A 23,451-nucleotide genomic window follows, 5' to 3' on the forward strand; every position below is an offset into this window, starting at 1 on the left:
GTCGCCGCTCATGCCTAAAACACCGATTGCCAGCCGTCCCCACGACCACTCTCATTGCGTGCATAGCGCACTGTCTGAGGCCGATGCCCTGTGCGCTCGGCAAGGCCTGCGCCTGACTGCCTTGCGTCGGCGGGTGCTGGAACTGGTGTGGCAAAGCCATAAACCGCTGGGTGCCTACGACATTCTTGCGGTACTCAGCGAGCAGGACGGCCGCCGCGCTGCGCCGCCGACCGTGTACCGCGCGCTGGATTTCCTGCTGGAAAACGGCCTGGTGCACCGCATCTCCTCGCTGAACGCCTTCGTCGGCTGCAATCACCCGGAACACGCGCACCAGGGCCAGTTCCTGATCTGCCGCGAATGCCATGCCGCCATCGAGCTTGAGCAAAAATCCATCAGCGACGCGATTATCACCAGCGCCAAGGATGTCGGGTTCGTTGTCGAAGGTCAGACGGTCGAAGTGGTCGGCCTCTGCTCGGGTTGCCAGGGGGCTTGATGAGCAACGCGTTGATCCGCCTTGAGCAGGTTGCCGTCACATTTGCCGGGCAAAGCGTGCTGGATAACATTGAGCTGAGCGTCGAGCCGGGGCAGATCGTCACCCTGATCGGCCCCAATGGCGCCGGCAAGACCACCCTTGTGCGGGCGGTGCTCGGTCTGTTGAAGCCGGACAGCGGCAGCGTGTGGCGCAAGCCGAAACTGCGCGTTGGCTACATGCCGCAAAAACTTCACGTCGATCCGACGCTGCCGCTGTCGGTGCTGCGCTTTCTGCGTCTGGTGCCCGGCGTGGACCGTGCTCGTGCCTTGGCGGCCCTCAAGGAGGTCGGCGCCGAACAGGTGATCGACAGCCCGGTGCAAAGTGTTTCCGGCGGTGAAATGCAGCGCGTGCTGCTGGCTCGGGCGCTATTGCGCGAGCCGGAATTGCTGGTGCTCGACGAGCCGGTACAGGGCGTCGACGTGGCGGGGCAGGCCGAGCTGTACAGCCTGATCACCCGACTGCGTGATCGTCACGGCTGCGGCGTGTTGATGGTTTCCCACGATTTGCATCTGGTCATGAGCACCACCGATCAAGTGGTCTGCCTCAACCGTCACGTCTGCTGTTCCGGCCATCCCGAGCAAGTCAGCGGCGATCCCGCTTTCGTCGAGCTGTTCGGAAAGAACGCACAAAGCCTGGCGATTTATCACCATCATCACGACCACGCCCATGATCTGCATGGTTCGGTCGTCAGCGCGGCCCCGTCGGCCCAACCTCACGTTCACGGAGATAGCTGCAAGCATGGCTGATTTTCTGCTCTACGCCCTGCTTGCAGGTCTGGCTCTGGCGCTGGTGGCGGGCCCGTTGGGTTCGTTCGTGGTCTGGCGGCGCATGGCCTATTTCGGCGACACCCTGTCCCACGCCGCCTTGCTCGGCGTGGCGTTGGGCTTCCTGCTGGATGTCAGTCCGACGGTGGCGGTCACCGTCGGCTGTTTGCTGTTGGCCGTGTTGCTGGTGACGTTGCAACAGCGTCAGCCGCTGGCGTCCGACACGCTTTTGGGAATTCTCGCACCGAGCACGCTCTCTTTGGGCCTTGTCGTACTAAGCTTCATGCACGAAGTGCGGATCGACCTGATGGCCTATCTGTTCGGCGACTTGCTGGCGATCAGCCCGACCGATCTGGCCTGGATTCTCGGTGGCAGCGCCGCTGTCATGGCCTTGCTGGTGACATTGTGGCGGCCATTGCTGGCGATCACGGTGCATGAAGAGCTGGCGAGGGTGGAAGGTCTGCCCGTGCCGGCGCTGCGCCTGACCCTGATGTTGCTGATCGCCGTGGTGATCGCGGTGGCGATGAAAATCGTCGGTGTGTTGCTGATTACGTCGCTGTTGATCATCCCTGCGGCTGCGGCACAACGTCACGCCAAGTCGCCGGAACAGATGGCGCTGGGCGCGAGCCTGCTGGGCATGCTCGCCGTGTGTGGCGGGTTGGCGTTGTCCTGGTTCAAGGACACCCCGGCGGGCCCATCGATTGTTGTGACGGCCGCCGCACTGTTTCTGCTGAGTTTTGTCCTGCCCCGTCGAGGGGTGTAGACTTGCTCGTTTTTTGCGCAAATAGAGAGTCGCAGGAATGAAGCCGTTCGCCTCCCGTTATCTGCTCCTTGTCGCATTTTCGCTGCTACTGGGTGCATGCCAAAGCACGCCACCGGCGACCACCGAGGCCACTGATGCGCGGGCCACGGCCATCGCACAGCTCGAGCAAAGCCTCGCCAGCAGCGAACTGGCCACTGCCGAAGATCAATTGGCTGCCTTGCAGGCTGAGTCGCCAAACGACCCGTCCCTTGTGCAATACCAACGGCAACTCGCCGAGGCCTATCTGCAACGCAGCCAGATCGTGCTGCAAAAAGGCGATGTGAATGCTGCGGCAACCGCACTGAGCCGTGCGCGGGCGTTGATGCCCAAGGCGCCGGCGCTGACCGGTGGGGTCAACAACGCCATCGTCAACGCACGCAAGGCAGAGCTCGACAAAGCTGAAGCGGCGCTGTTGGCTGCCGAGGCTAAACCTCAGGCAAAAGTGATTGATCCGACCGCTGAAAGCACCACCGTCGCGTTGAACCTCACCGATATGAGCAAACTTCGCCGGCAACTGGATGCGATCGCGGCTGATGTGGTGAATTACCAATGTGACGTGAGCATTCAGGCGCCACGCACGCAGGACTACCCGTGGCTGGCGACGTTATTGACCAAGCGGGTAAAGAAGCTGGATTCGGGGTTTGACCTGAATCTGGAGAAGCAGATCCTGCGCAATGTTCCGGCGCAGATGGTCTTGAGTCCGCGTAAACCTTAAAAAGCATCGCGAGCAGGCTCGCTCCCACAGAGTTGCTGTCCCTGTGGGAGCGAGACCGGCTTGCCGGCGAAGGCGTCCGTCACGCGTTCGTTATTGCCAAATGAAAGGTTGAATGCGGAATAAATGCTAATAACCTCTATACGGACAGGCTAAAATGCGCGCCCGGCTAACCGCTGATCCTTATTCAACGCGCCCCACAAGGTTCGCTACGTGATCGAGTTTCAAAACGTCCACAAAACCTACCGCGTCGCCGGTAAGGATATTCCCGCCCTGCACCCGACCAGTCTGTCGATTGAGAACGGCCAGGTTTTCGGCCTGATCGGTCATTCCGGTGCGGGAAAAAGTACCCTGCTGCGTCTGATCAATCGCCTGGAGAACTCCAGTGGCGGCAAGATCATCGTCGACGGCGAAGAAGTCACCGCGCTCGACGCCAGCGGCTTGCGGCGCTTCCGTCAGCAGGTCGGGATGATTTTCCAGCACTTCAACTTGCTGGCTTCCAAGACCGTGGCCGACAACGTCGCACTGCCGCTGACCCTCGCCGGTGAACTGTCGCGTGGCGAGATCGACCAGCGTGTCGCCGAGTTGCTGGCGCGGGTAGGTTTGTCCGACCACGCCAAAAAGTACCCGGCGCAGTTGTCGGGCGGCCAGAAGCAGCGTGTCGGCATTGCCCGCGCACTGGCGACCAAGCCGAAAATCCTGCTGTGCGATGAAGCCACCAGTGCACTGGACCCGCAGACCACGGCGTCGGTCCTGCAATTGCTGGCCGAGATCAACCGCGAACTGAAACTGACCATTGTCCTGATCACCCACGAGATGGATGTGATCCGTCGCGTGTGCGACCAGGTGGCCGTGATGGACGCTGGCGTGATCGTCGAGCAAGGTTCGGTCGCTGAAGTGTTCCTGCACCCGAAACACCCGACCACCAAACGCTTCGTGCAAGAAGACGAGCAGATTGACGAAAGCGAACAGCGCGACGACTTTGCTCACGTGCCGGGCCGTATCGTGCGTCTGACCTTCCAGGGCGAAGCGACCTACGCGCCGTTGCTGGGAACCGTCGCTCGGGAAACGGGCGTGGACTACAGCATTCTGGCCGGCCGTATCGATCGCATCAAAGACATCCCCTATGGGCAACTGACCTTGGCGGTCACCGGCGGCGACATGGAGGCGGCGTTTGCCCGCTTCACCGCGGCTGACGTTCATATGGAGGTGCTTCGTTAATGGAAGCTCTGACAACGTTTTTCGCCAACATCGATTGGTTCGAAATCTGGCTGGCCACCGGCGACACCCTGCTGATGCTCGGCGGTTCGCTGCTGTTCACCGTTTTGCTGGGCCTGCCGCTGGGCGTGCTGTTGTTTCTCTGCAGCCCGCGTCAGTTGCTGGAAGCCAAAGGCGTATACGCGATGTTGTCGCTGGTGGTGAACATCCTGCGTTCATTGCCCTTCATCATTTTGCTGATTGTGATGATCCCGTTCACCGTGTTGATCACCGGCACTTCGCTGGGTGTCGCCGGTGCGATTCCGCCGCTGGTGGTCGGTGCCACACCGTTCTTCGCGCGTCTGGTGGAAACCGCCTTGCGTGAAGTGGATCGCGGCATCATCGAAGCGACCCAGGCCATGGGCGCGACGACACGTCAGATCATCACCAACGCCTTGCTGCCGGAAGCCCGCCCGGGCATCTTCGCGGCGATTACGGTGACAGCTATTACACTGGTGTCCTACACGGCGATGGCCGGTGTGGTTGGCGCCGGTGGTCTGGGTGACCTGGCGATCCGTTTCGGATACCAGCGTTTCCAGACTGACGTGATGGTCGTCACGGTGGTGTTGCTGCTGGTGTTGGTTCAAGTGCTGCAAACGGTTGGCGACAAGTTGGTCGTACACTTCTCGCGCAAATAATTTATGAGCAGGCCCTTCGCTGGCGGGAGCCGCAAACAGGCGCCGCAAGCGGATATTCACAAGGAGTTAGCTGAATGAAAAAACTACTCGTCGCGTTCGCTGCCGTTGCAGCCTTTTCTGCCCACGCCGACACCCTGACCGTTGCGGCCACCCCGGTCCCGCACGCAGAAATCCTCGAATTCGTGAAACCGGCCCTGGCCAAAGAAGGCGTGGACCTGAAGGTCAAAGTCTTCACCGATTACATTCAGCCGAACGTGCAAGTGGCCGAGAAACGTCTGGACGCCAACTTCTTCCAGCACCAGCCGTACCTCGATGAGTTCAACAAGGCCAAGGGTACCAACCTGGTTTCCGTAGCCGGTGTGCACCTGGAACCGCTGGGCGCTTATTCCAGCAAGTACAAGGCACTGACCGAACTGCCGGGCGGCGCCACCGTGGTGATCCCGAACGACGCCACCAACGGCGGCCGCGCTTTGCTGCTGCTGGCCAAGGCTGGCCTGATCAAGTTGAAGGATTCGAACAACATCCTGTCGACCGTCAAGGACATCACCGAGAACGCCAAGGACCTGAAATTCCGCGAACTGGAAGCCGCGACCATCCCGCGCGTGCTGACCCAGGTCGACCTGGCGCTGATCAACACCAACTATGCGCTGGAAGCCAAGCTCGATCCGGCCAAGGATGCGCTGGTCATCGAAGGCAGCGACTCGCCGTACGTGAACATCCTCGTTGCCCGCCCGGACGACAAGGACAGCGAAGACATGAAGAAACTGGTTGCCGCGCTGCACAGCCCGGAAGTGAAAGCCTTCATCCTCGAGAAGTACAAAGGCGCTGTGGTGCCGGCGTTCTGATCTGACGCTGTAACGAAAAATGGGGCGCATTCAATGCGCCCCATTTTTTTTGCCCGAAACACACGCCCCCTGTAGGAGCCAGGCTTGCCGGCGAAGGCGTCCGAGAGATCGCCTTCGCCGGCAAGCCTGGCTCCTACAGGGGCGTGGTGTTTATTTACGGTTGAGCATCACCGGCAACTGCGCCACCAGCTTCGCGTTGTTCAACGGCGCCCGGATAAACCCGCGCTGTGTCCCGTCCGGCCCGATCACCGCCAGGTTGCCGCTGTGATCAACCGTGTAGTTCGGTTTGCTGGTGTCCGCCGGAATGAACGGAATGCTCACCGCGTTGGCCAGTTTCTGAATGTCTTCCACCGACGTCGCCGTCAGGCCCTGGAACTGCGGATCGAAGTAGCCCAGGTATTGCTTGAGTTGCTTGGGCGTGTCGCGGTTCGGGTCGACGCTGACCAGCACGATCTGCAACTTATCCACAGCCTCAGGCGGCAGTTCGCTCTTGATCTGGCGCAGTTGGGCGAGGGTGGTGGGGCAGATGTCCGGGCAGAAGGTGTAGCCGAAGAACAGCAGGCTCCACTTGTCTTTCAGCGCGTTGACCGCCACCGGTTTGCCGTCCTGATCGGTCATCGTCACGTCCGGCAGATTACGGCTTTGCGGCAACAGGATGATCCCGGCGTCGATCAACGCGGTCGGGTCGCCCTGGCCTTTGCCGGACAGCACTTTATTGATGGTCAGGCCCAGAACCAGTGCGATCAGGGCAACAAGGATGAAGACGGTTTTCTGGGTTCGAGTCATAGGTTCAACAGTAGGTAGTGGTCTACGAGCAGCGCGATAAACAACAGGAACAAGTAGTAAATAGAGTACTTGAACGTGTTGATCGCCGCGTGCGGTCGAGTGCCACGGTACAGCACCACGGCCCATTGCAGAAACCTTGCGCCCAGTCCCAACGCACAAATCAGGTAAAGCATGCCGCTCATGTGGATCACATACGGCATCAGGCTCACGGCCAGCAGCGCGAAGGTATAGAGCAGGATGTGAATCTTGGTGTAGTGCTCGCCGTGGGTTACCGGCAGCATCGGAATGTCGGCCTTGGCGTATTCCTCTTTGCGGTGAATCGCCAGCGCCCAGAAGTGCGGCGGGGTCCAGGCGAAGATGATCAGCACCAGCAACAACGGTTCGGCGCTGATGTGGCCGGTGGCGGCGGTCCAGCCGAGCAGCGGCGGGGCGGCACCGGCGAGGCCGCCGATGACAATGTTCTGCGGCGTCGCGCGTTTGAGGAAACCGGTGTAGACCACCGCGTAACCGAGCAAGGAGGCGAGGGTCAGCCAAGCGGTCAGCGGGTTGGTGAAGGCCAGCAGCAACGCCTGGCCCAGCACCGCCAGCACCAATGCGAACGTCAGCGCCGCCGTCGGTGAGACCCGGCCTTCGGCCAAGGGGCGTTTGTGGGTTCGGGCCATCACCGCGTCGATGCGTCGGTCCACCACATGATTCACCGCCGCCGCACCGCCGGCACACAAGGCGATCCCCAGATTGCCGAACACCAGCACGGTCCATGGCACCCCGGCGCGGGTCGCCAGGAACATGCCGACCAGCGAGGTGATGAGCATCAGCACCACCACTTTCGGCTTGGTCAGCTCCAGGTAGTCACGCCAGATTGCCTGGTTGTGACGTGCGCCGATCAGAGTCGCCATGGCATCTCTCCTTTTATTGTTATGGGCCCGGCTGAATGTTTACGCGGGCTGAACCGCCAGCGTGTCGGTTGCTTGACCCGAACCAGACTGGTTCGCGCGTGATAATTGACCAGCACCATCGTCAGCAGCAGCGCTGCACCGCCGGCGTTATGCGCGACGGCCACCGGCAGCGGCAGGTGGAACAGCACGTTGCTGATGCCGAGGGTGATTTGTGCGGCGAGGGCAAACAGCACCAGCCCGGCCAGGCGCGTCATGCCGACGACTTTCAGTTGCCATGCGAGGCCGAGCAGCACCACTGTCACCAACAGCGCGCCGATACGGTGAGTCAGGTGAATCGCCGTGCGAGCATCGCTGTCGAGCTGCCCGCCCAGGTAATTGGGGCCGATGTGCTGGGTCAGGTGAAAGCCGTTGGCGAAGTCCGCCGGTGGCAGCCATTGCCCGTGGCAGGTCGGGAAGTCGATGCAGGCCACCGCCGCGTAGTTGGAGCTGACCCACCCGCCGAGGGCGATTTGCAGGATGACCAGCAACAACCCGGCCGTCGCCCAGTACTGCAAGCGCCGGGGTACGGTCAGCGCAGGTAGCACGCCGGACAGGCGCAGGGTCAGGAGAAACAACAGGCTCAACGTCGCGAACCCACCGAGCAAATGCCCCGTCACCACTTGCGGCCAAAGCTTGAGCGTCACCGTCCACATGCCGAACGCTGCTTGGGCAATCACCACCGCCAACAGAAACAACGGCAGCTTCACCGGTTGCCCCGGATGACGACGATGCACCCACGCGCGACCGGCCAGCACCGAGATCAACAGCCCCAGCGTGCCGGCGAAGTAACGGTGGACCATCTCGTTCCAGCCCTTGTGCGCTTCGACGGGCGCATCGGGAAAGTGCAGTTCGGCATGCGCCAGCTGGGCTTCGCTTTTCGGCACGCTGATAAAGCCGTAGCAGCCCGGCCAGTCCGGGCAGCCGAGACCGGCGTGGGTCAGGCGGGTGTAGGCGCCGAGCAGCACCACAATCAGTGCCAGCAAGGTGGCAAACAGCGCGAGGCGAAATCCAGGTTTGGCCATGACGATGCCCTTATCCGATGTTCGACAGTTTCAGCAGATGGCGCAGGTCGTTGAGCAAGTCCTTGCCCTTCACCGTCGGGTCGTAGCGCAGCACCAGATTGCCGTGGGGGTCGATGATCCACAGGTGCGGCGTGTCATTGCTCTGAGCGCCTTTGGTGTAGGTCGGCAGGTCCAGTGGATAACGCTGCAACTGCGGGTACTCGCGTTGAAGTTTAGTCTCGTAATCACCGTTCAGCGGCTGCGCGGTGGCGATGGCATGACTGGCGCGGGACGCATCGCGACCAAGGCCGATCTGGATTTGCCGTGCCAGATACACCAGTTGCTGGCAGTCCACCGCACACGCCTTCGGTGCCGTGACCAGTAGTTGCCAGCGCTCTTCCTGCGCCTGCACGCCAAGGTCGGCGCGGGTCTGGCCGTTGCCGATCAGTTCACCGTGATAGCTGCGGCCTTCCGGCACCCAGAAATTCAGTTTGTACATGCCGGTGGCGAGGATCATCGGGCCGATCACCACGAGCAGGATCAGTAACAGCTGCAAGCGACCCTTGCGCCGGTTCGCCGGCGTTTTCGCTTCAGACATGCTGGGTGGATTCATGGCCGCTCCCATGGTGTTTCTCCTTTGCGTTGTGCCAGCCGAGGTAGATAAAAAGGCCGAGCAGGGCGATCGACATGGCGAACCACTGCACGGCATAAGCGATGTGTTTTTCCGGCCCTGTGGCAACGATCGGCCAGTCGGCCCGGTAGGTTGCGAGGCTGTTTTCTGCGCGTAATTCGTAGGCAAGACCTTCACGGCCCAGAGCTGACCAGAGCCTGGTCGGTTCCACCGCTGTGATCAGCTGCGGCCAGGTTGTGCTGTCCGGGTCAGCGTGTAATTGAAACGTCGCGCCGGGGGAAACGTAGACCCAGGCATCGAGACTCAATGCCTGGGCGGGTGTATTGAATTGCGGCGGTGTGCGCCGGTCCGGCCACGGCAGCCAGCCGCGATTGACCAGCAGCCAGAGCCCGGTCGCCTGATCCTGAAACGGTTGCAGCAGCTCGACGCCAACCTTGCCGTCGCGCTGACGGTTATCCAGCAGCAGGCTGTGCGCGGCGTCGAACTGGCCGTGCAGGCGAACCCGGCGAAAGGCCGGATCCTCGGTGTGTGGCAGTTCGGTGCTGGCCATCGGTTCGGCGGCACGGCGTTCGGCGTAGGTGTGCAGCAGCGCGCTTTTCTCTGCGCCACGGCCCAGTTGCCAGAAGCCGAGCGACACCAGCAGCGGCAGCAGGAGGGCGACCACCAGCGTCGGCACGATGCCCGGCCGAAAGCGCTTCATGGCGTCGCCAGAAAGTCATTGGTCGCGATAGCTATACTCAAGTGCATCGCCTGTCCCCCGGAGTCCCACCATGCTCAAAGCAGCCATCGTCCTGATGCTGATTGCCACGGTTGTCAGCCTGTTCAGCGGCCTGTTTTTTCTGGTCAAGGACGACAGCAGCTCGAACCGCCTCGTCATTGCCTTGAGTGTCCGTGTTGCCCTGGCCGCTGTTACCGTCGGCTTGATCGCCTGGGGTTTTTTCAGCGGCCAGTTAGTCTCTACTGCGCCTTGGTAACTTGTAGGAGCCAGCTTGCTGGCTCCTACAACACGTAGACGAAAATGAACAACCCGATCCACACGACATCCACGAAGTGCCAATACCAGCTCGCTGCCTCGAAGCCGAATTGGTGCTCGTTATCGAAGTGTCCGCGCAGGATTCGCATCAGCATCACAAACAAAATGATGGTGCCAATGGTTACGTGGGCGCCGTGGAATCCGGTGAGCATGAAGAACGTCGCGCCATAGATGCCCGAACCCAGGGTCAGGCCCAGTTCGTGATAGGCGTGGATGTACTCTTCGGCCTGGAAGCCGAGGAACGCGCAGCCCAGCAACACGGTGATCGCCAGCCAGATTTTCAACGCACCGCGATGGCCCTTTCTCAAGGCGTGGTGGGCGATGGTTATCGTGACGCTGGAACTCACCAGCAACACGGTATTGAGCAACGGCAGGCCCCAGGGGCTGATGACTTCCTTCGGGGGCACAAAGAGTTTGGAGTCCGGGTTGTTCAGCAGCGGCCAGGTCCACTGGAAGGCAGGCCACAGCATGTGGGCGAGGCCTTTGGTGCCTTCGCCACCCAAGGCGGGACCGGACACATGGCGCACATAAAACAGCGCGCCGAAAAAGGCGATGAAGAACATCACCTCCGAGAAAATGAACCAGCTCATGCCCCAGCGGAACGAGCGATCCATCTGCGCGCTGTACAAACCGCTGCGACTTTCCTTGATCACCGTGCCGAACCAGCCGAACAGCATGTACGCCAGCAGCAGGCCACCGACGAAAAAGATCAGCGGGCCGTGGGATTCCGGCCGCGCCGCTTTCAGATCGTTGAACCAGGTGGCCAGGCCATACACGGTGATGAACATCCCGACCGTGGCGATGATCGGCCATTTGCTTTGGGCCGGTACGTAATAGTGCTCATGAGTTGCCATTTATTGTTCTCCTTATCGGGCACGCTCAGCCGCCAGTATTTACAGCCACCGGTGGATGTCGGGCGGTGATATCGAACAGCGTGTAGGACAGCGTCAGGTGCTTCACTTCCTTGGGCATGTCGCGGTCAACGATGAAACGTACCGGCATCTCGATCCGTTGACCGGGCTGCAGCACTTGCTGGGTAAAGCAGAAACATTCGGTTTTGTGGAAATACGCCGCCGCGTTGCTCGGCGCGATGCTCGGCACCGCTTGCGCGCTCATCGGCCGGTCGGTCGGGTTGTGGGCGATGAAGATCATCTCGTTGACTGCCCCTGGGTTGGCCGTCAACTCATCGCTCTTGGGGTAGAAATCCCAGGACATGTCAGCAGAGTTGGTCGACAGAAACTGCACGCGGACTTGCCGCGAGGTATCGACGGTTTGTTCGCCTTCGTATTGCCCGGCGGTCTTGCCGTTGATGCCGAACGCCTTGCACATCACGTCGTAGATCGGCACCAGGGCAAAGCCGAAGACAAACATCGCCACCACCACCAGCAACAGGCGGGTGACCAGTTTTTTCATCGAAACAGAATCAGCCATGATTCAAACCCTCAACACCGAACCCTGTAGGAGCCGGCTTGCTGGCGATGCAAACACCGCGGTGCGTCAGGCGCACCGCGTAATCGTTCATCGCCAGCAAGCCGGCTCCTACAGGAGCGAGGTGTTTCATTTCACTTCCGGCGGCGTGGTGAACGTGTGATACGGCGCCGGTGACGGGATGCTCCACTCCAGGCCTTCCGCGCCATCCCACGGTTTGGCCGGTGCTGGCGGGCCGCCACGGATGGTCTTGATCACGATGAACAGGAAGAAGATCTGCGTGGCGCCGAACATGAACGCACCGATCGACGACACCATGTTGAAGTCAGCGAATTGCAGGTTGTAGTCCGGAATCCGCCGCGGCATGCCTGCCAGCCCCACGAAGTGCATCGGGAAGAAGGCCATGTTCATGCCGATGAACGACAGCCAGAAGTGCAGCTTGCCGAGGGTTTCGTCGTACATGTGGCCGGTCCATTTCGGCATCCAGTAGTAGGCCGACGCGAAGATCCCGAAGATCGCCCCCGGCACCAGCACGTAGTGGAAATGCGCGACCACGAAGTAGGTGTCCTGGTACTGGAAGTCCGCCGGGGCGATGGCCAGCATCAACCCGGAGAAGCCGCCGATGGAGAACAGGATCACGAACGCCACGGCAAACAGCATCGGTGTCTCGAAGGTCAGCGAGCCTTGCCACATGGTGCTGGCCCAGTTGAACACCTTCACCCCCGTCGGCACGGCGATCAGCAGCGTGGCGTACATGAAGAACAGCTCGCCCACCAGCGGAATGCCCACCACGAACATGTGGTGTGCCCAGACGATAAAGGACAGGAACGCAATAGATGCCGTGGCATAGACCATCGAGGTGTAGCCGAACAGCGGCTTGCGCGAAAATGCCGGGATGATCGAGCTGACGGCACCGAAGGCCGGCAGGATCATGATGTACACCTCCGGGTGACCGAAGAACCAGAACACATGCTGGAACAACACCGGATCACCGCCACCGGCAGCACTGAAGAAGCTGGTGCCGAAGTGGATGTCCATCAGCATCATCGTCACGCAACCGGCCAGTACCGGCATCACCGCGATCAGCAGGAACGCGGTGATCAGCCAGGTCCAGACGAACAGCGGCATTTTCATCAACGTCATGCCGGGGGCGCGCAAGTTGAGGATGGTGGCGATCACGTTGATCGCGCCCATGATCGAACTGATCCCCATCAAGTGGATGGCGAAGATGAAGAACGTCACGCTTTCCGGCGCATAGGTCGTGGATAGCGGCGCGTAGAACGTCCAGCCGAAGTTCGGCCCGCCACCGGGGGTGAACAGGGTCGACACCAACAGCAGGAACGCCGCCGGCAGCAGCCAGAAGCTGAAGTTGTTCATCCGCGGCAGCGCCATGTCTGGCGCGCCGATCATCAGCGGGACCATCCAGTTGGCGAGGCCGACGAAGGCCGGCATCACCGCACCGAAGACCATCACCAGACCGTGCATGGTGGTCATCTGGTTGAAGAACTCCGGCTGGACGATCTGCAACCCCGGCTGGAACAGTTCGGCGCGAATCACCATCGCGAACGAACCGCCCAAGAGGAACATGGAGAACGCAAACCACAGGTACAGCGTGCCGATATCCTTGTGGTTGGTGGTCAGCACCCAGCGCATCAGGCCTTTGGCAGGGCCATGGGCGTGCTCGGTATGGGTATGGACAGGGTCATCGATGACAGCCGTCATTTCATGTCTCCTGCAAACAGAGAGGCTGGGCGGGCCGGGGCGCAGAGCCCCGACCGGTTGCTGGTGTACGCAATAGACCGGGTCATTTGCTTTCCGCCTGTTTCAGCTCCAGCACTTCTTTAGGCGTGACCATGTCGCCCTTGTTATTGCCCCAGGCGTTACGTTCGTAGGTCACGACCGCTGCGATATCGACTTCCGACAGCTGCTTGCCGAACGCCGCCATGGCGGTGCCAGGCTTGCCGTGGAAGACAATGCCCAAGTGATCCTTGATCGGTCCGGTGGCGATTTTCGAGCCCTTGAGCGCCGGGAACATCGGCGGCAGGCCCTGGCCTTCGGCCTGGTGACAGGCCACGCAAGTGGTGTGATAGACCTTGTCGCCGCGCTCCTTGAGCTCGTCGAGGGTCCATTCCTTGCTGGTCAGTTCTTTGAGTTGCGCAGCCTCGGCCTTGCGCTCGCCCAGCCATTTTTCGTAATCGGCCTTTTCCTTGACCTCGACCACGATCGGCATGAAGCCGTGGTCCTTGCCGCACAACTCGGCGCATTGGCCACGATAGAGGCCGGGCTTGTCGACGCGGGTCCAGGCTTCGTTGACGAACCCGGGGATCGCATCGCGCTTGACCGCGAAGGCCGGCACCCACCAGGAGTGGATGACGTCGGCAGAGGTCACCAGGAAGCGCACCTTGGCGCCGATCGGCAGCACCAGCGGCTTGTCGACCTCGAGCAAGTAGTGCTCGCCCTTGGCTTCCTTGTTGTGGATCTGGTCGGCGGGAGTGGCCAGGTTGCTGAAGAACTCGACGTCCTGGCCCAGGTATTTGTAGTGCCACTTCCACTGATAGCCGGTGACCTGGATATCGATATCCGGCTCACTGGCGTCGTACATCTTGATCAGGGTCGCTGTCGCCGGTACCGCCATGGCCACCAAAATGATGAAGGGCACGATGGTCCAGAGGATTTCGACGGTAGTGCTTTCATGAAACTTGGCGGCCACCTGCCCGGTCGAGCGGCGGTGGAGGATCATCGACCAGAACATGGCGCCGAAGACGATGATGCCGATCACTACACAGATCCAGAAAATGGTCATGTGCAGGTCAAATACTGCGTGACTGATTTCAGTCGCTCCCGGCGCCATATTCACAGTCCAGGCCGCTTGTGCCTGACTGAAAATCGACCACAACAGGAGGCCCATCCAGACGTGTGGATGTCGCATCATTGCGGGTTCCCCTTATCGTTCTTGTTATCCCGCCGGCTTTCACCTGCGGCAAGGGAGCGGCATTTTCAGACTACGAACTTGAATCGCCGGGTCTTGCTGCGTGTGCAGTCGGACGTCATCAGCTAACTCCATTCCAACCCGAGTATAGACAGCGACTGCTACCTCGCAATGTGAGGGCGTAAATCATCTGAAACAGCTGGGACTTGCGTTCTAGGTCACGAATGGAGAAGGATGCAGAGGAGTGGTGGCACATCGATATAACTTTGACGTCTCAAGGATGAAATATTTATGACAAATGCGTCTTAGCAGATTTTGGATGCCAGCTAAGTTATGTCTTCCCTATTTCATTGCCTTTGTTTCCTGGAGTTTTCATGAACACCGCCGCATTGCGCGAGCAGATCCAAAAAGCCCAACAACATGAAGCCGAGACCGGCCTTCTGACACGTCAGCTGGAAAGCAAACTGCCTCATCTACACCCATCGATCCAACTGCCGGAGGCGGATGCCAATGGCGTGCTGACGCGTTTTGTAGCCGCCTATATCGATGAAGTTCCTGATCTGCTGGATGCAGCCAATGAAGTCGCCAGGGAAGCGGGTATCGAGTCACAGATCAAACCGGTGCTGAAAATTGCCGAGCAATACTTCCTTCAGCCGCCAGAAATCATGGCAGGGCACGTCGGACTGGACAGCCTGCTGGACGAGGCCTATCTGGCGCATCGGTTTGTCGAAGAGGTCAACGACCTGTACATCAAGCATTTTGGCCAGCCACTGATCCCCTTGGACATGACTGTCGCCAACCTGATCGCTCACCAACTGATCGGTGAGGAATTTGCCAACCAACTGGATGAAGTGGTGCACCACGCGGTGGATAACATGCTCGACGATGAAAGCTTTGCGCTGGAATCGGTCGAAGCCTACCGCACGAAGCTCAGCAGCCCGGATACCGGCGCTGCGTGGAAACGCTGGCCATGCATGTCGCGTCGGCTGGGCGTAGGTCTTGAGCTGGACCAACCCGCCGCCTAATCCCAATGCTCCCTGTAGGAGCGAGGCTTGCCCGCGAAGCTTTTGGCGTATTCAAAGACGCCTTCGCGGGCAAGCCTCGCTCCTACAGGTGATCTATGCGGTGGAGCCTACTCCGGTGGTGGTTCGCAACCGCCCTTCCAATCTGCGCTTTAACCCCCGCGCCTCAATCAACAGCGTTGAACCCTTGGCCGCATTGGCCCGCCCCCACTCCTCAAGCAATTCCAGGCACGAATGATCGATGTAGCTCAGGTTATTGAGCGGCACATGCACCGTCGCGCCGGCGGGGATGGTCCCCAGCACCTGAGTCAGTGCCGGCACCTTGAGAAAGGTCGCCGCCCCGATCAGTCGTAATTCCATCTCACCGTCCTTGGGCAGATCGATCAGGCTGATTTTCAATCGTGAGGCCTTCCACGCCAGTTTCGCCAGCGTCAGACCGAAACCGATCAGCACGCCCGTCAACAGATCGGTAAAGATGATCGCCAGCGCTGTCGCCGCGTAAGTGAACATCGGCATCCGGCCGTATCGGCCCAGGCTGCGAAAGGCTTTCAGGTCCACCAATTTGAAACCTGTGTAAACCAACACACCCGCCAGGCTCGCCACGGGAATGCTTTGCAGCACGCTCGACAGCAGCAACACGAACGCCAGCAACCACAGGCCATGGAATATCGTCGACATTCGGGTGGTGGCGCCGGCCTGCACGTTGGCCGAACTGCGCACGATCACGCCGGTCATCGGCAGCGCACCAAGCAGGCCGCAGAGCATGTTGCCCACACCCTGAGCCGACAGTTCCCGGTCAAAGTCCGAGCGTTGGCCGCTGTGCATGCGGTCTACCGCTGCGGCCGACAGCAGGGTTTCGGCGCTGGCGATGAAGGCCACGGCGAAAGCGGCGATCAGCAGGGTCGGGTCGGCCAGGTTGAGCAAGTCTTCGGGTTTCAGCCAGTCGATGGCTTCCGCCAGATTGGCCGGGACTTCCACCCGTTTGACCTGCAAGGCGAGCATCAGGCTGGCAACAGTCGCCAGACCTACGCCCAGTAATGCTCCCGGAATGAAGCGCAGGGAATGTGGGCGGAGTTTTTCCCACAGCCACATCACCGCTATCGTTGCGAGCCCGAGCAAGCCGGCCTGCCATCCAAAAGAAGGCAAGGCTTGAGCCACGGCAGCGGGGAAGGCGGCCAGGTTATCCAGCCCGGAAGGTTTCGGCACCGAGTCGAGCATCACATGCACCTGTGATAACACGATCAACACGCCAATCCCGGCCAGCATGCCGTAGACCACCGCCGGCGCCGTCACTCGAAACCAGCAGCCCAGCTTCAAGCGCCCGGCCACCAGTTGCAGGAAACCCGCCAGTAGCAGGATCGGCCCAAGCATGGCGATGCCGTGCTGGCGCACCAGTTCGAATACCAGAACGGCCAACCCGGCCGCCGGGCCACTGACTTGCAGTGGCGAACCGGCAAGCCAGCCCACCACCAGGCCGCCAACGATCCCGGTGATCAGGCCTTTGGCGGGTGGCAGGCCCGAGGCGATGGCGATGCCCATGCACAAGGGCAGGGCGACCAGAAACACGACCACTGAAGCGAGCAGCTCCCGTGGCAGAACAGCTTTGAGTTGCGCTGCACGCATGGTGATTCTCCCGAAGTTTTCTTCAGGCATGGCAAGGCCGGACCGCTGAAACAGCGGCCGGGGTCAAACCACACAGATTTTTAGGAAGATTTAGAAGCGCGCTTTGGGCGTCGCCACTGGTATCGGATGGCTGCCATCGAGCGGCAGGAAACGACCCTGATCGGCGTCATAAGCTTTGATGGCGCTGGTCTCGATGTCGTAGACCCAGCCATGGATGAACAGATGACCGTTCGCCATGCGCGAGGCTACCGAGGGGTGGGTACGCAAGTGTTGCAATTGGGCGATGACATTCTCTTCGGTGAGGATGTGCATGGTCTCGTTTTCGTCGGTGCAGTTGCAGTTGTCGTGCACCATGGTTTTCGCGACTTCCGCATGCCGCAGCCAGGCTTTGACTGTGGGCATCTTTTCCAGGCTGTCGGGATTGAGCACCGCACGCATCGCGCCACAATCGGAGTGGCCACAGATGATGATGTGTTGCACGCCCAGCGCCAGCACCGCGTACTCGATGGCCGTGGATACGCCACCGTTCATCTGGCCGTAAGGCGGTACGACGTTGCCGACGTTACGGGTCACGAACAGATCGCCAGGCGAACTATGAGTGATCAGTTCAGGCACGATGCGCGAGTCGGCGCAGGTAATGAACATCGCCCTTGGCTGTTGAGCCGTGGCGAGTTTTTTGAAGAGCTCTTCCTGCTGCGGAAAGATCTCATGATGAAAATGCAAAAAGCCGTCAACAATATGCTTCAACGCTGCATCGGCGGTTTCTGCCTCGGTTTGGGCTGAAGCCGACGCAGCCAACGGCTGTTTATCCTTGTCACTCATGAATTCATCCTCATTGGCGGAGTCAGGGAATTTTCCCGTTTTGTCCGGTGTGAAGCCAGTGGCTGTATAAAAAACATCCAGGCCGGAAATCTCGACCCGTCAGTCACTCGATGAACAAGGTAGCGGCCGAATCTTAACTCAAACTGAATGAACCGCTCTAGAACGTGTGTTCCAGATCACAAAAAACGTGACCAGCCTAAATGCGCCGCACGTTTTCCATTACTCACCATAGGCCAATTGTCCTTAAATCAGCGACATCTGGCGACCCGGCGGACAGAAGGCTTCGCAATCCAGATTGAAACCTTCCCGCTGATTGAGCCCCAGGCGTTTGATGGTTTTGGCAAAGCGTTGCGCCAGCAGGTCGGCAAATGGACCTTCGCCCCGCATCCGGCTGCCAAACCGACTGTCGTAGAGCTCGCCACCGCGGCTCTGGCGGATCAGGCTCAACACATGGGCCGCCCGCTGAGGATAGTGGGCCGCCAGCCATTCTTCGAACAGCGGCGCCACCTCCAATGGCAGGCGCAGCATCATGTAGGCCGCACTTTGCGCGCCGGCCGCCTGTGCCTCGGTCAACAGGCTTTCGAGCTCGCTGTCGTTGATCATCGGAATCATCGGCGAACACAGCACCCCCACCGGAATCCCGGCTTCACGCATCACCCGGATCGCCCGGAGACGGGCCTTGGGCGCTGCGGCACGTGGTTCGAGGATGCGTTTGAGTTCATCGTCCAGCGTGGTGAGGCTGATCATCACCGCCACCAGCCTTTGCTCGGCAAGTTCGGCCAGCAGGTCCAGGTCGCGAAGAATCAGCGAGCCTTTGGTGATGATGGTCACCGGGTGACGGTAACGCAGCAGCACCTCCAGGGTTTTGCGGGTGATTTTGTGTTCGCGTTCGATCGGTTGATAAGGATCCGTGTTGGAGCCCAGGTTGATCGGCGCGCATTGATAGCCGCGTTTGGACAGCTGTTCTTCCAGCACATCGGCGGCGTTGGTCTTGGCGATCAATCGGGTTTCGAAATCCAGCCCCGGCGACATGTCCCAATAGGCGTGGCTGGGCCGTGCGTAGCAATAAATGCAGCCATGCTCGCAACCGCGATACGGATTGATCGAGCGATCGAAGGGCAGGTCTGGCGAGTTGTTGCGGGTGATGATGGTTTTAGCGGTCTCGATGCGCACCTCGGTGCCCTGGGTCATCGGCGCCTCCTGATACCAGCCATCGTCCTCCGCCACCGAGCGGTTTGGCGCGAAGCGGTTGTGCGGGTTGGTGGCGGTACCGCGACCGCGGGGTGGCAAGGGAGTGCTCATCGGACAATACTCGTAGCTGTATGTGCATACAGTATCGAAGGTTGAGCGACCCAGCCAGTGCCGTTTGGCGCTCCGGCAAAGCAGGATGACCATTTATTGTGGAATTGATTGACAAGTACAACTTGGCGCAACGCCGGGAAACAAATATCCAATAGCCCCGACGCTAACTTGATAAGTAGTATTCGCTTCGCACGAAGTTCCGTGTATTTACTTGTTAAATGGAATTAATAAATGTCGTTATTTAATCAGCGCGGTATCTTTTTACAATTGCTGGCGCCGAGTATTGCCAACCCGCGGGAAGCGCAGGTATCGATGCAACTGGCTCGCAAGGAGCTGGGGTGGGACGCCGTGAATGAGCTGTCGACCGAGGCCCTGGTGGACTCCGCCTACGTGACGGCGGTCTCCAGTGATGGTGGCCGGTCCTTCACTATCAAAGCAGTCAATAGCGATGTGGACGGTGACGGCGATATCGACAGTGATGACAAGGAGAAACTGTTGGCCTTGGCGAAAGCGTATTCCAGTATCGTCAATCCTTAAGCCTGTTATTTAACTAAGCCTGTGTGAGATTCATACAGGCTTAGTTGCAATGGGGCATGAAACTACCGTCGTCCATGGTTGATCAATCGTATATAAATGGATGATTCACGATTCTTTGACAGACGGCTCACAGGTCTTTGACTGATCAGGGCTCAATCTGGCGTCGTCATCCCGCCTCTTTGCATACGGTCGCCGAGCATGTCCCTACGTCTTATCCCTGCGATGTGTCTGTCGCTGGTCGCATTCCTCAATCTGACGCTCGCCCACGCTGACGATGCGGTCGCACCCCGTCCTGCGGAGTGGGCTCAATCGGTCGAGGTGCAGTACAACCTCTTCCAGATGTCTCCAACGCTCTACCGCAGTGCATTGCCTGACCGCGGAGCCGTCCCGTTGCTGGAAAAACTCAAGGTCGCCACCGTGATCAACTTCCTGCCCGAGTCGGATTCAAGCTGGCTGGCCACGCCCGGTATAGACCAGGTGCAGTTGCCCTATCGCACCAACCACGTGGATGACGCGGATGTGCTCAAGGCCCTTCGCACCATTCAGGCCGCCGAAGCCAAGGGCCCGGTGTTGATGCACTGCAAACATGGTTCGGACCGGACCGGCCTGATGGCCGCCATGTACCGGGTGGTGGTGCAAGGCTGGAGCAAGGAAGACGCCCTGAACGAGATGACTCAAGGTGGCTTTGGCGACAGCACCCACTTCAAGGACGGTATTCGTTACATGATGCAGGCGGATGCCGAGAAGCTGCGCACGGCGCTGGCCAATGGGGAATGCAGTACAAGCCCGTTCGCGGCCTGCTCGATGAAGAGCTGGTTCAAGTCGGCCCACGTCGAGTAACAGCACCTCCCACAGCATTGCGCTGCGGGAGGTCATTGCTGCACTCAGTGTTCGTCAGGCTTTTTCTTCAGCTTCGGGTTCGGGAAAAACTGCACGGCCTGAACCTTGGCGTCCGGCGCCTTCAGCGCCGATGTGTTGACCCGTGTGCCCAGTTCCTTGGGCACGGACAGGCCCTGTTCATTCAACGTGTCGGAATAACCGCAGCCCACGCACTCGCGATGCGGGACATCGTCTTCGCTCCACATCATCAATTTGTCCGGCTCGCTGCAGGCCGGGCAGACCGCCCCGGCGATAAAGCGTTTTTTCGTCTTCACAGGTCCCTCGCTCATGCTGCTGCGTCCTCACTCAGGCCGCTGTGGCGCAAGAGTGCGTCAATCGACGGGGCACGGCCACGGAAGTCGACGAACAGCACCATCGGCTCCTGCGAACCACCGCGCGCGAGGATCGCTTCGCGGAAGGCGCGACCGGTTTCGGCGTTGAGCACGCCGTCCTCTTCGAATTTCGAGAAGGCGTCTGCCGAGAGTACTTCAGCCCATTTGTAGCTGTAGTAACCCGCCGCATAACCGCCAGCGAAAATGTGCGCAAAGCTGTTCGGGAAGCGGTTGTAAGCCGGCGGGCGCATGACCGAGACCTCGTCGCGTATGCCTTCGAGCACTTGCAGCACGCTACGGCCATCGCCGTGGGTGGCGTGCAGTTCGAAGTCGAACAGCGAGAACTCGAGCTGACGCACCATCATCAGGCCGGACTGGAAGTTCTTCGCGGCGAGCATTTTGCCCAGCAGGTCCTGCGGCAGCGGCTCACCGGTTTCGTAGTGACCGGAAATCAGCGCCAGGCCTTCCGGCTCCCAGCACCAGTTTTCCATGAACTGGCTTGGCAACTCGACCGCGTCCCACGCCACGCCGTTGATGCCGGATACGCCGGCGTGTTCGACGCGGGTCAGCAGGTGATGCAGGCCGTGACCGAACTCGTGGAACAGGGTGGTCACTTCGTCGTGGGTCAGCAGCGCCGGTTTGCCGCTGTCGGCCGGGGTGAAGTTGCACACCAGGTTGGCCACCGGGCTTTGCAGCACGCCCTCAGCCGTGCGACGACGGTCGCGGGCGCCGTCCATCCATGCACCGCCGCGCTTGTTGGCGCGGGCGTAGAGGTCGAAGAAGAAGCGGCCGACGTGCTGGCCGTTTTCCTTGATCTCGAACAGGCGAACGTCCGGGTGCCAGGTGTCGAAGCCTTTCTGTTCGGCGATCTCGATGCCGTACAGACGTTGAACGATGGCGAACAGACCGCCCAGCACTTTGTCGATCGGGAAGTAAGCGCGCAGGGCTTCCTGGGCAACGCTGTAACGTTGTTCGCGGAGTTTTTCACCGTAGAAACCGCTGTCCCAGCTTTGCAGGTCCGGGCAGCCTTGTTCGGCGGCGTAAGCCTTGAGCTGGTCCAGGTCCTGAGCGGCGAACGGCTTGCTGCGCTTGGCCAGATCGCGGAGGAAGCTGAGCACCTGATCGCTGGATTCGGCCATCTTGGTGGCCAGGCTCAGCTCCGAGAAACTGGCGAAACCCAGCAGTTTTGCCAGCTCCTGACGCAGGTCGAGGATTTCTTCCATCACCGGCCCGTTATCGTTCTGGCCGGCATTCGGGCCTTGGTCCGACGCACGGGTGCAGTAGGCGGCGTAGACTTCTTCGCGCAGGGCACGGTCCTGGGCGTAGGTCATCACCGCGTAGTAGCTCGGGAATTCCAGGGTGATCAGGAAGCCTTCCAGATCCTTGGCCTGCGCAGCCGCAGCCATTTGTGCCTTGGCCGAATCGGTCAGGCCGGCGAGGGCGGCTTCGTCGGTAACGTGCTTGGTCCAGGCTTGAGTCGCGTCGAGCAGTTGGTTGGAGAAGCGGCTGCCCAGTTCGGAGAGCTTGCTTTGTACTTCGGCGTAACGCTTCTGCTCGGCTTCTGGCAGGTCGATACCCGACAGGCGGAAGTCACGCAGGGAGTGTTCCAGGATAGTTTTCTGCGCGACGTCGAAACCGGCGGCTTCCGGGCTGTTGGCCAAGGCTTCGAAGGCCTCGAACAGTTCGCGGTTCTGGCCCAGCTCGGTGGAGTAGGCGCTGAGCGCTGGCAGGCAGGATTCGTAGGCTTCGCGCAATTCGGGGCTGTTGCACACGGCGTTCAGGTGGCTGACCGGGCTCCAGGCAGCGCCGAGGCGATCGTTGAGTTCGTCCATCGCCAGCACCAGGCCGGCCCAGGTTGGTTGTTTGCCCTGGGTTTTGAGGATCTCGATAATCGCGGCGCGGTTGTCAGCCAGGATCTGTTCAATGGCCGGTTGCACGTGTTCGGCCCGGATCGCCGAGAACGGCGGCAGGTCGTAGGACTGCAAAAGAGGGTTGTTCACGCTCACGTTTGGCACCTTGGCTGGAAGAAACATGCGGCCATCTTAATTACAATCGACGCTCACCGCAGCTATCGGCAACAGAGAGAAACCCTATCGTGACCCTTCGCAAGTATCAGAACCACACGCCGCTGCTGGGCAAAGGCGCTTTTGTCGACAGTTCGGCGGTGGTGATCGGCGACGTCGAAATCGGCGATGACAGCTCCGTTTGGCCGCTGACGGTGATCCGCGGCGACATGCACCGCATCCGCATCGGTGCGCGCACCAGCGTGCAGGACGGCTGTGTGCTGCACATCACCCACGCCGGGCCGTTCAACCCCGATGGCTTTCCGTTGCTGATCGGCGACGACGTGACCATCGCGCACAAAGTCATGCTCCATGGGTGCAGCGTGGGTAGCCGGGTGTTGATCGGCATGGGCAGCATCGTCATGGACGGTGCGGTGGTTGCGGATGATGTGATCATCGGCGCCGGTAGCCTGGTGCCACCGGGCAAACGCCTGGACAGTGGTTTTCTGTATGTGGGGAGTCCGGTGAAACAGGTCCGCCCGCTGACGGACAAGGAAAAAGCCTTTTTCACCTACAGCGCGGCGAATTACGTGAAGCTCAAGGACCTGCATCTGGCCGAAGGCTACGATCAGCTCTGA

Annotated in this window: 27 protein-coding genes; 12 read left to right on the forward strand and 15 right to left on the reverse strand. The window is 60.3% G+C overall.

Annotated features, from left to right (window positions below; translation table 11 throughout):
• Positions 1–10: 10 nt before the first annotated feature.
• The 7 genes from zur to KGB27_RS08350 all read left to right on the forward strand — a co-directional run bounded on the left by zur (position 11) and on the right by KGB27_RS08350 (position 5,550).
• Positions 11–493, forward strand: a complete 483-nt coding sequence (zur, locus tag KGB27_RS08320; protein WP_008027669.1) for a zinc uptake transcriptional repressor Zur — start codon at positions 11–13, stop codon at positions 491–493.
• Positions 493–1,278 carry a zinc ABC transporter ATP-binding protein ZnuC gene (gene znuC, locus KGB27_RS08325; RefSeq protein ID WP_008027671.1) on the forward strand — a complete coding sequence of 262 codons (786 nt, stop codon included), beginning with the start codon at positions 493–495 and terminating at the stop codon, positions 1,276–1,278. Before zur ends, znuC begins: the two co-directional genes overlap by 1 nt.
• Positions 1,271–2,059 carry a zinc ABC transporter permease subunit ZnuB gene (znuB, locus tag KGB27_RS08330; protein ID WP_008027673.1) on the forward strand — a complete coding sequence of 263 codons (789 nt, stop codon included), beginning with the start codon at positions 1,271–1,273 and terminating at the stop codon, positions 2,057–2,059. Before znuC ends, znuB begins: the two co-directional genes overlap by 8 nt.
• 37 nt (positions 2,060–2,096) lie before the next feature.
• Positions 2,097–2,813, forward strand: a complete 717-nt coding sequence (locus KGB27_RS08335) for a PA5502 family lipoprotein (protein WP_223553904.1) — start codon at positions 2,097–2,099, stop codon at positions 2,811–2,813.
• Positions 2,814–3,023: 210 nt separating this feature from the next.
• Positions 3,024–4,031 (forward strand): methionine ABC transporter ATP-binding protein, encoded by a 1,008-nt coding sequence (locus KGB27_RS08340; protein ID WP_008027677.1) that lies wholly within the window; start codon positions 3,024–3,026, stop codon positions 4,029–4,031.
• Positions 4,031–4,705 carry a methionine ABC transporter permease gene (locus KGB27_RS08345; RefSeq protein ID WP_008027679.1) on the forward strand — a complete coding sequence of 225 codons (675 nt, stop codon included), beginning with the start codon at positions 4,031–4,033 and terminating at the stop codon, positions 4,703–4,705. Before KGB27_RS08340 ends, KGB27_RS08345 begins: the two co-directional genes overlap by 1 nt.
• Positions 4,706–4,779: 74 nt before the next feature.
• A complete protein-coding gene (locus KGB27_RS08350) occupies positions 4,780–5,550 on the forward strand; it encodes a MetQ/NlpA family ABC transporter substrate-binding protein (RefSeq protein WP_008027681.1) in 771 nt (256 codons plus the stop codon).
• 150 nt (positions 5,551–5,700) lie between these two features.
• On the opposite strand, the gene KGB27_RS08355 is transcribed toward KGB27_RS08350, so the two are convergent.
• The 5 genes from KGB27_RS08355 to KGB27_RS08375 are packed head-to-tail and all read right to left on the reverse strand — an operon-like array spanning position 5,701 to position 9,603.
• On the reverse strand, positions 5,701–6,336 hold the full coding sequence (locus tag KGB27_RS08355; RefSeq protein ID WP_008027684.1) for an SCO family protein: 636 nt from the start codon (positions 6,334–6,336) through the stop codon (positions 5,701–5,703).
• Complete coding sequence (gene cyoE / locus KGB27_RS08360) at positions 6,333–7,232, reverse strand: heme o synthase (RefSeq protein WP_008027686.1); 900 nt, start codon at positions 7,230–7,232, stop codon at positions 6,333–6,335. Before cyoE ends, KGB27_RS08355 begins: the two co-directional genes overlap by 4 nt.
• Positions 7,220–8,293, reverse strand: a complete 1,074-nt coding sequence (locus KGB27_RS08365) for a COX15/CtaA family protein (protein ID WP_223553906.1) — start codon at positions 8,291–8,293, stop codon at positions 7,220–7,222. The genes cyoE and KGB27_RS08365 overlap by 13 nt, the downstream gene beginning before the upstream one ends.
• 10 nt (positions 8,294–8,303) lie before the next feature.
• Positions 8,304–8,897: a hypothetical protein gene (locus tag KGB27_RS08370; RefSeq protein WP_223553908.1), complete on the reverse strand. Its 594-nt coding sequence runs from the start codon at positions 8,895–8,897 to the stop codon at positions 8,304–8,306.
• A complete protein-coding gene (locus KGB27_RS08375; protein WP_207285017.1) occupies positions 8,863–9,603 on the reverse strand; it encodes an SURF1 family protein in 741 nt (246 codons plus the stop codon). Before KGB27_RS08375 ends, KGB27_RS08370 begins: the two co-directional genes overlap by 35 nt.
• 70 nt (positions 9,604–9,673) lie before the next feature.
• Here KGB27_RS08375 and KGB27_RS08380 point away from each other — a divergent pair, with 70 nt between their 5' ends.
• Positions 9,674–9,877: a twin transmembrane helix small protein gene (locus tag KGB27_RS08380; RefSeq protein WP_008027692.1), complete on the forward strand. Its 204-nt coding sequence runs from the start codon at positions 9,674–9,676 to the stop codon at positions 9,875–9,877.
• Between the two features lie 25 nt (positions 9,878–9,902).
• On the opposite strand, the gene KGB27_RS08385 is transcribed toward KGB27_RS08380, so the two are convergent.
• The 5 genes from KGB27_RS08385 to coxB form a co-directional block, all read right to left on the reverse strand.
• A complete protein-coding gene (locus KGB27_RS08385) occupies positions 9,903–10,790 on the reverse strand; it encodes a cytochrome c oxidase subunit 3 (protein WP_008027694.1) in 888 nt (295 codons plus the stop codon).
• A gap of 25 nt (positions 10,791–10,815) precedes the next feature.
• The gene (locus KGB27_RS08390; RefSeq protein WP_008027696.1) at positions 10,816–11,367 is read right to left on the reverse strand and encodes a cytochrome c oxidase assembly protein; all 552 of its coding nucleotides are present in this window, start codon (positions 11,365–11,367) and stop codon (positions 10,816–10,818) included.
• Positions 11,360–11,497, reverse strand: a complete 138-nt coding sequence (locus tag KGB27_RS08395; protein WP_008044691.1) for a hypothetical protein — start codon at positions 11,495–11,497, stop codon at positions 11,360–11,362. The genes KGB27_RS08390 and KGB27_RS08395 overlap by 8 nt, the downstream gene beginning before the upstream one ends.
• The gene (ctaD, locus tag KGB27_RS08400; RefSeq protein ID WP_008044690.1) at positions 11,494–13,086 is read right to left on the reverse strand and encodes a cytochrome c oxidase subunit I; all 1,593 of its coding nucleotides are present in this window, start codon (positions 13,084–13,086) and stop codon (positions 11,494–11,496) included. The genes KGB27_RS08395 and ctaD overlap by 4 nt, the downstream gene beginning before the upstream one ends.
• An 82-nt stretch (positions 13,087–13,168) precedes the next feature.
• Positions 13,169–14,296: a cytochrome c oxidase subunit II gene (coxB, locus tag KGB27_RS08405; protein WP_008027701.1), complete on the reverse strand. Its 1,128-nt coding sequence runs from the start codon at positions 14,294–14,296 to the stop codon at positions 13,169–13,171.
• Between the two features lie 371 nt (positions 14,297–14,667).
• Between coxB and KGB27_RS08410 the strand changes: the two genes are divergently transcribed.
• Entirely contained in the window at positions 14,668–15,318 is a 651-nt protein-coding gene (locus KGB27_RS08410) for a hypothetical protein (protein ID WP_223553910.1), read from the forward strand.
• 93 nt (positions 15,319–15,411) lie between these two features.
• On the opposite strand, the gene KGB27_RS08415 is transcribed toward KGB27_RS08410, so the two are convergent.
• The 3 genes from KGB27_RS08415 to KGB27_RS08425 form a co-directional block, all read right to left on the reverse strand.
• Positions 15,412–16,938 (reverse strand): SulP family inorganic anion transporter, encoded by a 1,527-nt coding sequence (locus KGB27_RS08415; protein ID WP_008027704.1) that lies wholly within the window; start codon positions 16,936–16,938, stop codon positions 15,412–15,414.
• Positions 16,939–17,028: 90 nt separating this feature from the next.
• Complete coding sequence (locus KGB27_RS08420; RefSeq protein WP_008044681.1) at positions 17,029–17,760, reverse strand: carbonic anhydrase; 732 nt, start codon at positions 17,758–17,760, stop codon at positions 17,029–17,031.
• Positions 17,761–18,003: 243 nt separating this feature from the next.
• Entirely contained in the window at positions 18,004–19,062 is a 1,059-nt protein-coding gene (locus KGB27_RS08425) for a PA0069 family radical SAM protein (protein ID WP_008027708.1), read from the reverse strand.
• Between the two features lie 231 nt (positions 19,063–19,293).
• Between KGB27_RS08425 and KGB27_RS08430 the strand changes: the two genes are divergently transcribed.
• Together KGB27_RS08430 and KGB27_RS08435 are read left to right on the forward strand one after the other, a co-directional pair.
• The gene (locus KGB27_RS08430; RefSeq protein ID WP_192228113.1) at positions 19,294–19,599 is read left to right on the forward strand and encodes a hypothetical protein; all 306 of its coding nucleotides are present in this window, start codon (positions 19,294–19,296) and stop codon (positions 19,597–19,599) included.
• A 198-nt stretch (positions 19,600–19,797) separates the two neighbouring features.
• Positions 19,798–20,439, forward strand: a complete 642-nt coding sequence (locus KGB27_RS08435; RefSeq protein ID WP_008027710.1) for a dual specificity protein phosphatase family protein — start codon at positions 19,798–19,800, stop codon at positions 20,437–20,439.
• A 44-nt stretch (positions 20,440–20,483) separates the two neighbouring features.
• On the opposite strand, the gene KGB27_RS08440 is transcribed toward KGB27_RS08435, so the two are convergent.
• Together KGB27_RS08440 and prlC are read right to left on the reverse strand one after the other, a co-directional pair.
• A complete protein-coding gene (locus KGB27_RS08440) occupies positions 20,484–20,768 on the reverse strand; it encodes a YheV family putative zinc ribbon protein (RefSeq protein ID WP_008027712.1) in 285 nt (94 codons plus the stop codon).
• The gene (gene prlC, locus KGB27_RS08445; protein ID WP_223553912.1) at positions 20,765–22,816 is read right to left on the reverse strand and encodes an oligopeptidase A; all 2,052 of its coding nucleotides are present in this window, start codon (positions 22,814–22,816) and stop codon (positions 20,765–20,767) included. Before prlC ends, KGB27_RS08440 begins: the two co-directional genes overlap by 4 nt.
• 89 nt (positions 22,817–22,905) lie before the next feature.
• Between prlC and KGB27_RS08450 the strand changes: the two genes are divergently transcribed.
• Positions 22,906–23,451: a gamma carbonic anhydrase family protein gene (locus tag KGB27_RS08450; protein WP_223415770.1), complete on the forward strand. Its 546-nt coding sequence runs from the start codon at positions 22,906–22,908 to the stop codon at positions 23,449–23,451.

This window comes from Pseudomonas sp. BF-R-01 (assembly GCF_019946615.1).
In the GTDB taxonomy this organism is placed as follows: domain Bacteria; phylum Pseudomonadota; class Gammaproteobacteria; order Pseudomonadales; family Pseudomonadaceae; genus Aquipseudomonas; species Aquipseudomonas migulae.

Bases quoted from the DNA above. Each gene is read 5' to 3' on its own strand.
- KGB27_RS08345 (WP_008027679.1), top strand. From the start codon at position 4,031: ATGGAAGCTCTGACAACGTTTTTCGCCAACATCGATTGGTTCGAAATC.
- KGB27_RS08430 (WP_192228113.1), top strand. From the start codon at position 19,294: ATGTCGTTATTTAATCAGCGCGGTATCTTTTTACAATTGCTGGCGCCG.
- KGB27_RS08425 (WP_008027708.1), bottom strand. From the start codon at position 19,062: ATGAGCACTCCCTTGCCACCCCGCGGTCGCGGTACCGCCACCAACCCG.
- cyoE (WP_008027686.1), bottom strand. From the start codon at position 7,232: ATGGCGACTCTGATCGGCGCACGTCACAACCAGGCAATCTGGCGTGAC.
- KGB27_RS08380 (WP_008027692.1), top strand. From the start codon at position 9,674: ATGCTCAAAGCAGCCATCGTCCTGATGCTGATTGCCACGGTTGTCAGC.
- KGB27_RS08355 (WP_008027684.1), bottom strand. From the start codon at position 6,336: ATGACTCGAACCCAGAAAACCGTCTTCATCCTTGTTGCCCTGATCGCA.
- zur (WP_008027669.1), top strand. From the start codon at position 11: ATGCCTAAAACACCGATTGCCAGCCGTCCCCACGACCACTCTCATTGC.
- znuC (WP_008027671.1), top strand. From the start codon at position 493: ATGAGCAACGCGTTGATCCGCCTTGAGCAGGTTGCCGTCACATTTGCC.
- KGB27_RS08435 (WP_008027710.1), top strand. From the start codon at position 19,798: ATGTCCCTACGTCTTATCCCTGCGATGTGTCTGTCGCTGGTCGCATTC.
- KGB27_RS08335 (WP_223553904.1), top strand. From the start codon at position 2,097: ATGAAGCCGTTCGCCTCCCGTTATCTGCTCCTTGTCGCATTTTCGCTG.
- KGB27_RS08390 (WP_008027696.1), bottom strand. From the start codon at position 11,367: ATGGCTGATTCTGTTTCGATGAAAAAACTGGTCACCCGCCTGTTGCTG.
- KGB27_RS08395 (WP_008044691.1), bottom strand. From the start codon at position 11,497: ATGAAACACCTCGCTCCTGTAGGAGCCGGCTTGCTGGCGATGAACGAT.
- KGB27_RS08420 (WP_008044681.1), bottom strand. From the start codon at position 17,760: ATGAGTGACAAGGATAAACAGCCGTTGGCTGCGTCGGCTTCAGCCCAA.
- KGB27_RS08350 (WP_008027681.1), top strand. From the start codon at position 4,780: ATGAAAAAACTACTCGTCGCGTTCGCTGCCGTTGCAGCCTTTTCTGCC.
- KGB27_RS08415 (WP_008027704.1), bottom strand. From the start codon at position 16,938: ATGCGTGCAGCGCAACTCAAAGCTGTTCTGCCACGGGAGCTGCTCGCT.
- KGB27_RS08365 (WP_223553906.1), bottom strand. From the start codon at position 8,293: ATGGCCAAACCTGGATTTCGCCTCGCGCTGTTTGCCACCTTGCTGGCA.
- KGB27_RS08375 (WP_207285017.1), bottom strand. From the start codon at position 9,603: ATGAAGCGCTTTCGGCCGGGCATCGTGCCGACGCTGGTGGTCGCCCTC.
- KGB27_RS08370 (WP_223553908.1), bottom strand. From the start codon at position 8,897: ATGGGAGCGGCCATGAATCCACCCAGCATGTCTGAAGCGAAAACGCCG.
- KGB27_RS08440 (WP_008027712.1), bottom strand. From the start codon at position 20,768: ATGAGCGAGGGACCTGTGAAGACGAAAAAACGCTTTATCGCCGGGGCG.
- KGB27_RS08385 (WP_008027694.1), bottom strand. From the start codon at position 10,790: ATGGCAACTCATGAGCACTATTACGTACCGGCCCAAAGCAAATGGCCG.
- znuB (WP_008027673.1), top strand. From the start codon at position 1,271: ATGGCTGATTTTCTGCTCTACGCCCTGCTTGCAGGTCTGGCTCTGGCG.
- KGB27_RS08410 (WP_223553910.1), top strand. From the start codon at position 14,668: ATGAACACCGCCGCATTGCGCGAGCAGATCCAAAAAGCCCAACAACAT.
- coxB (WP_008027701.1), bottom strand. From the start codon at position 14,296: ATGATGCGACATCCACACGTCTGGATGGGCCTCCTGTTGTGGTCGATT.
- ctaD (WP_008044690.1), bottom strand. From the start codon at position 13,086: ATGACGGCTGTCATCGATGACCCTGTCCATACCCATACCGAGCACGCC.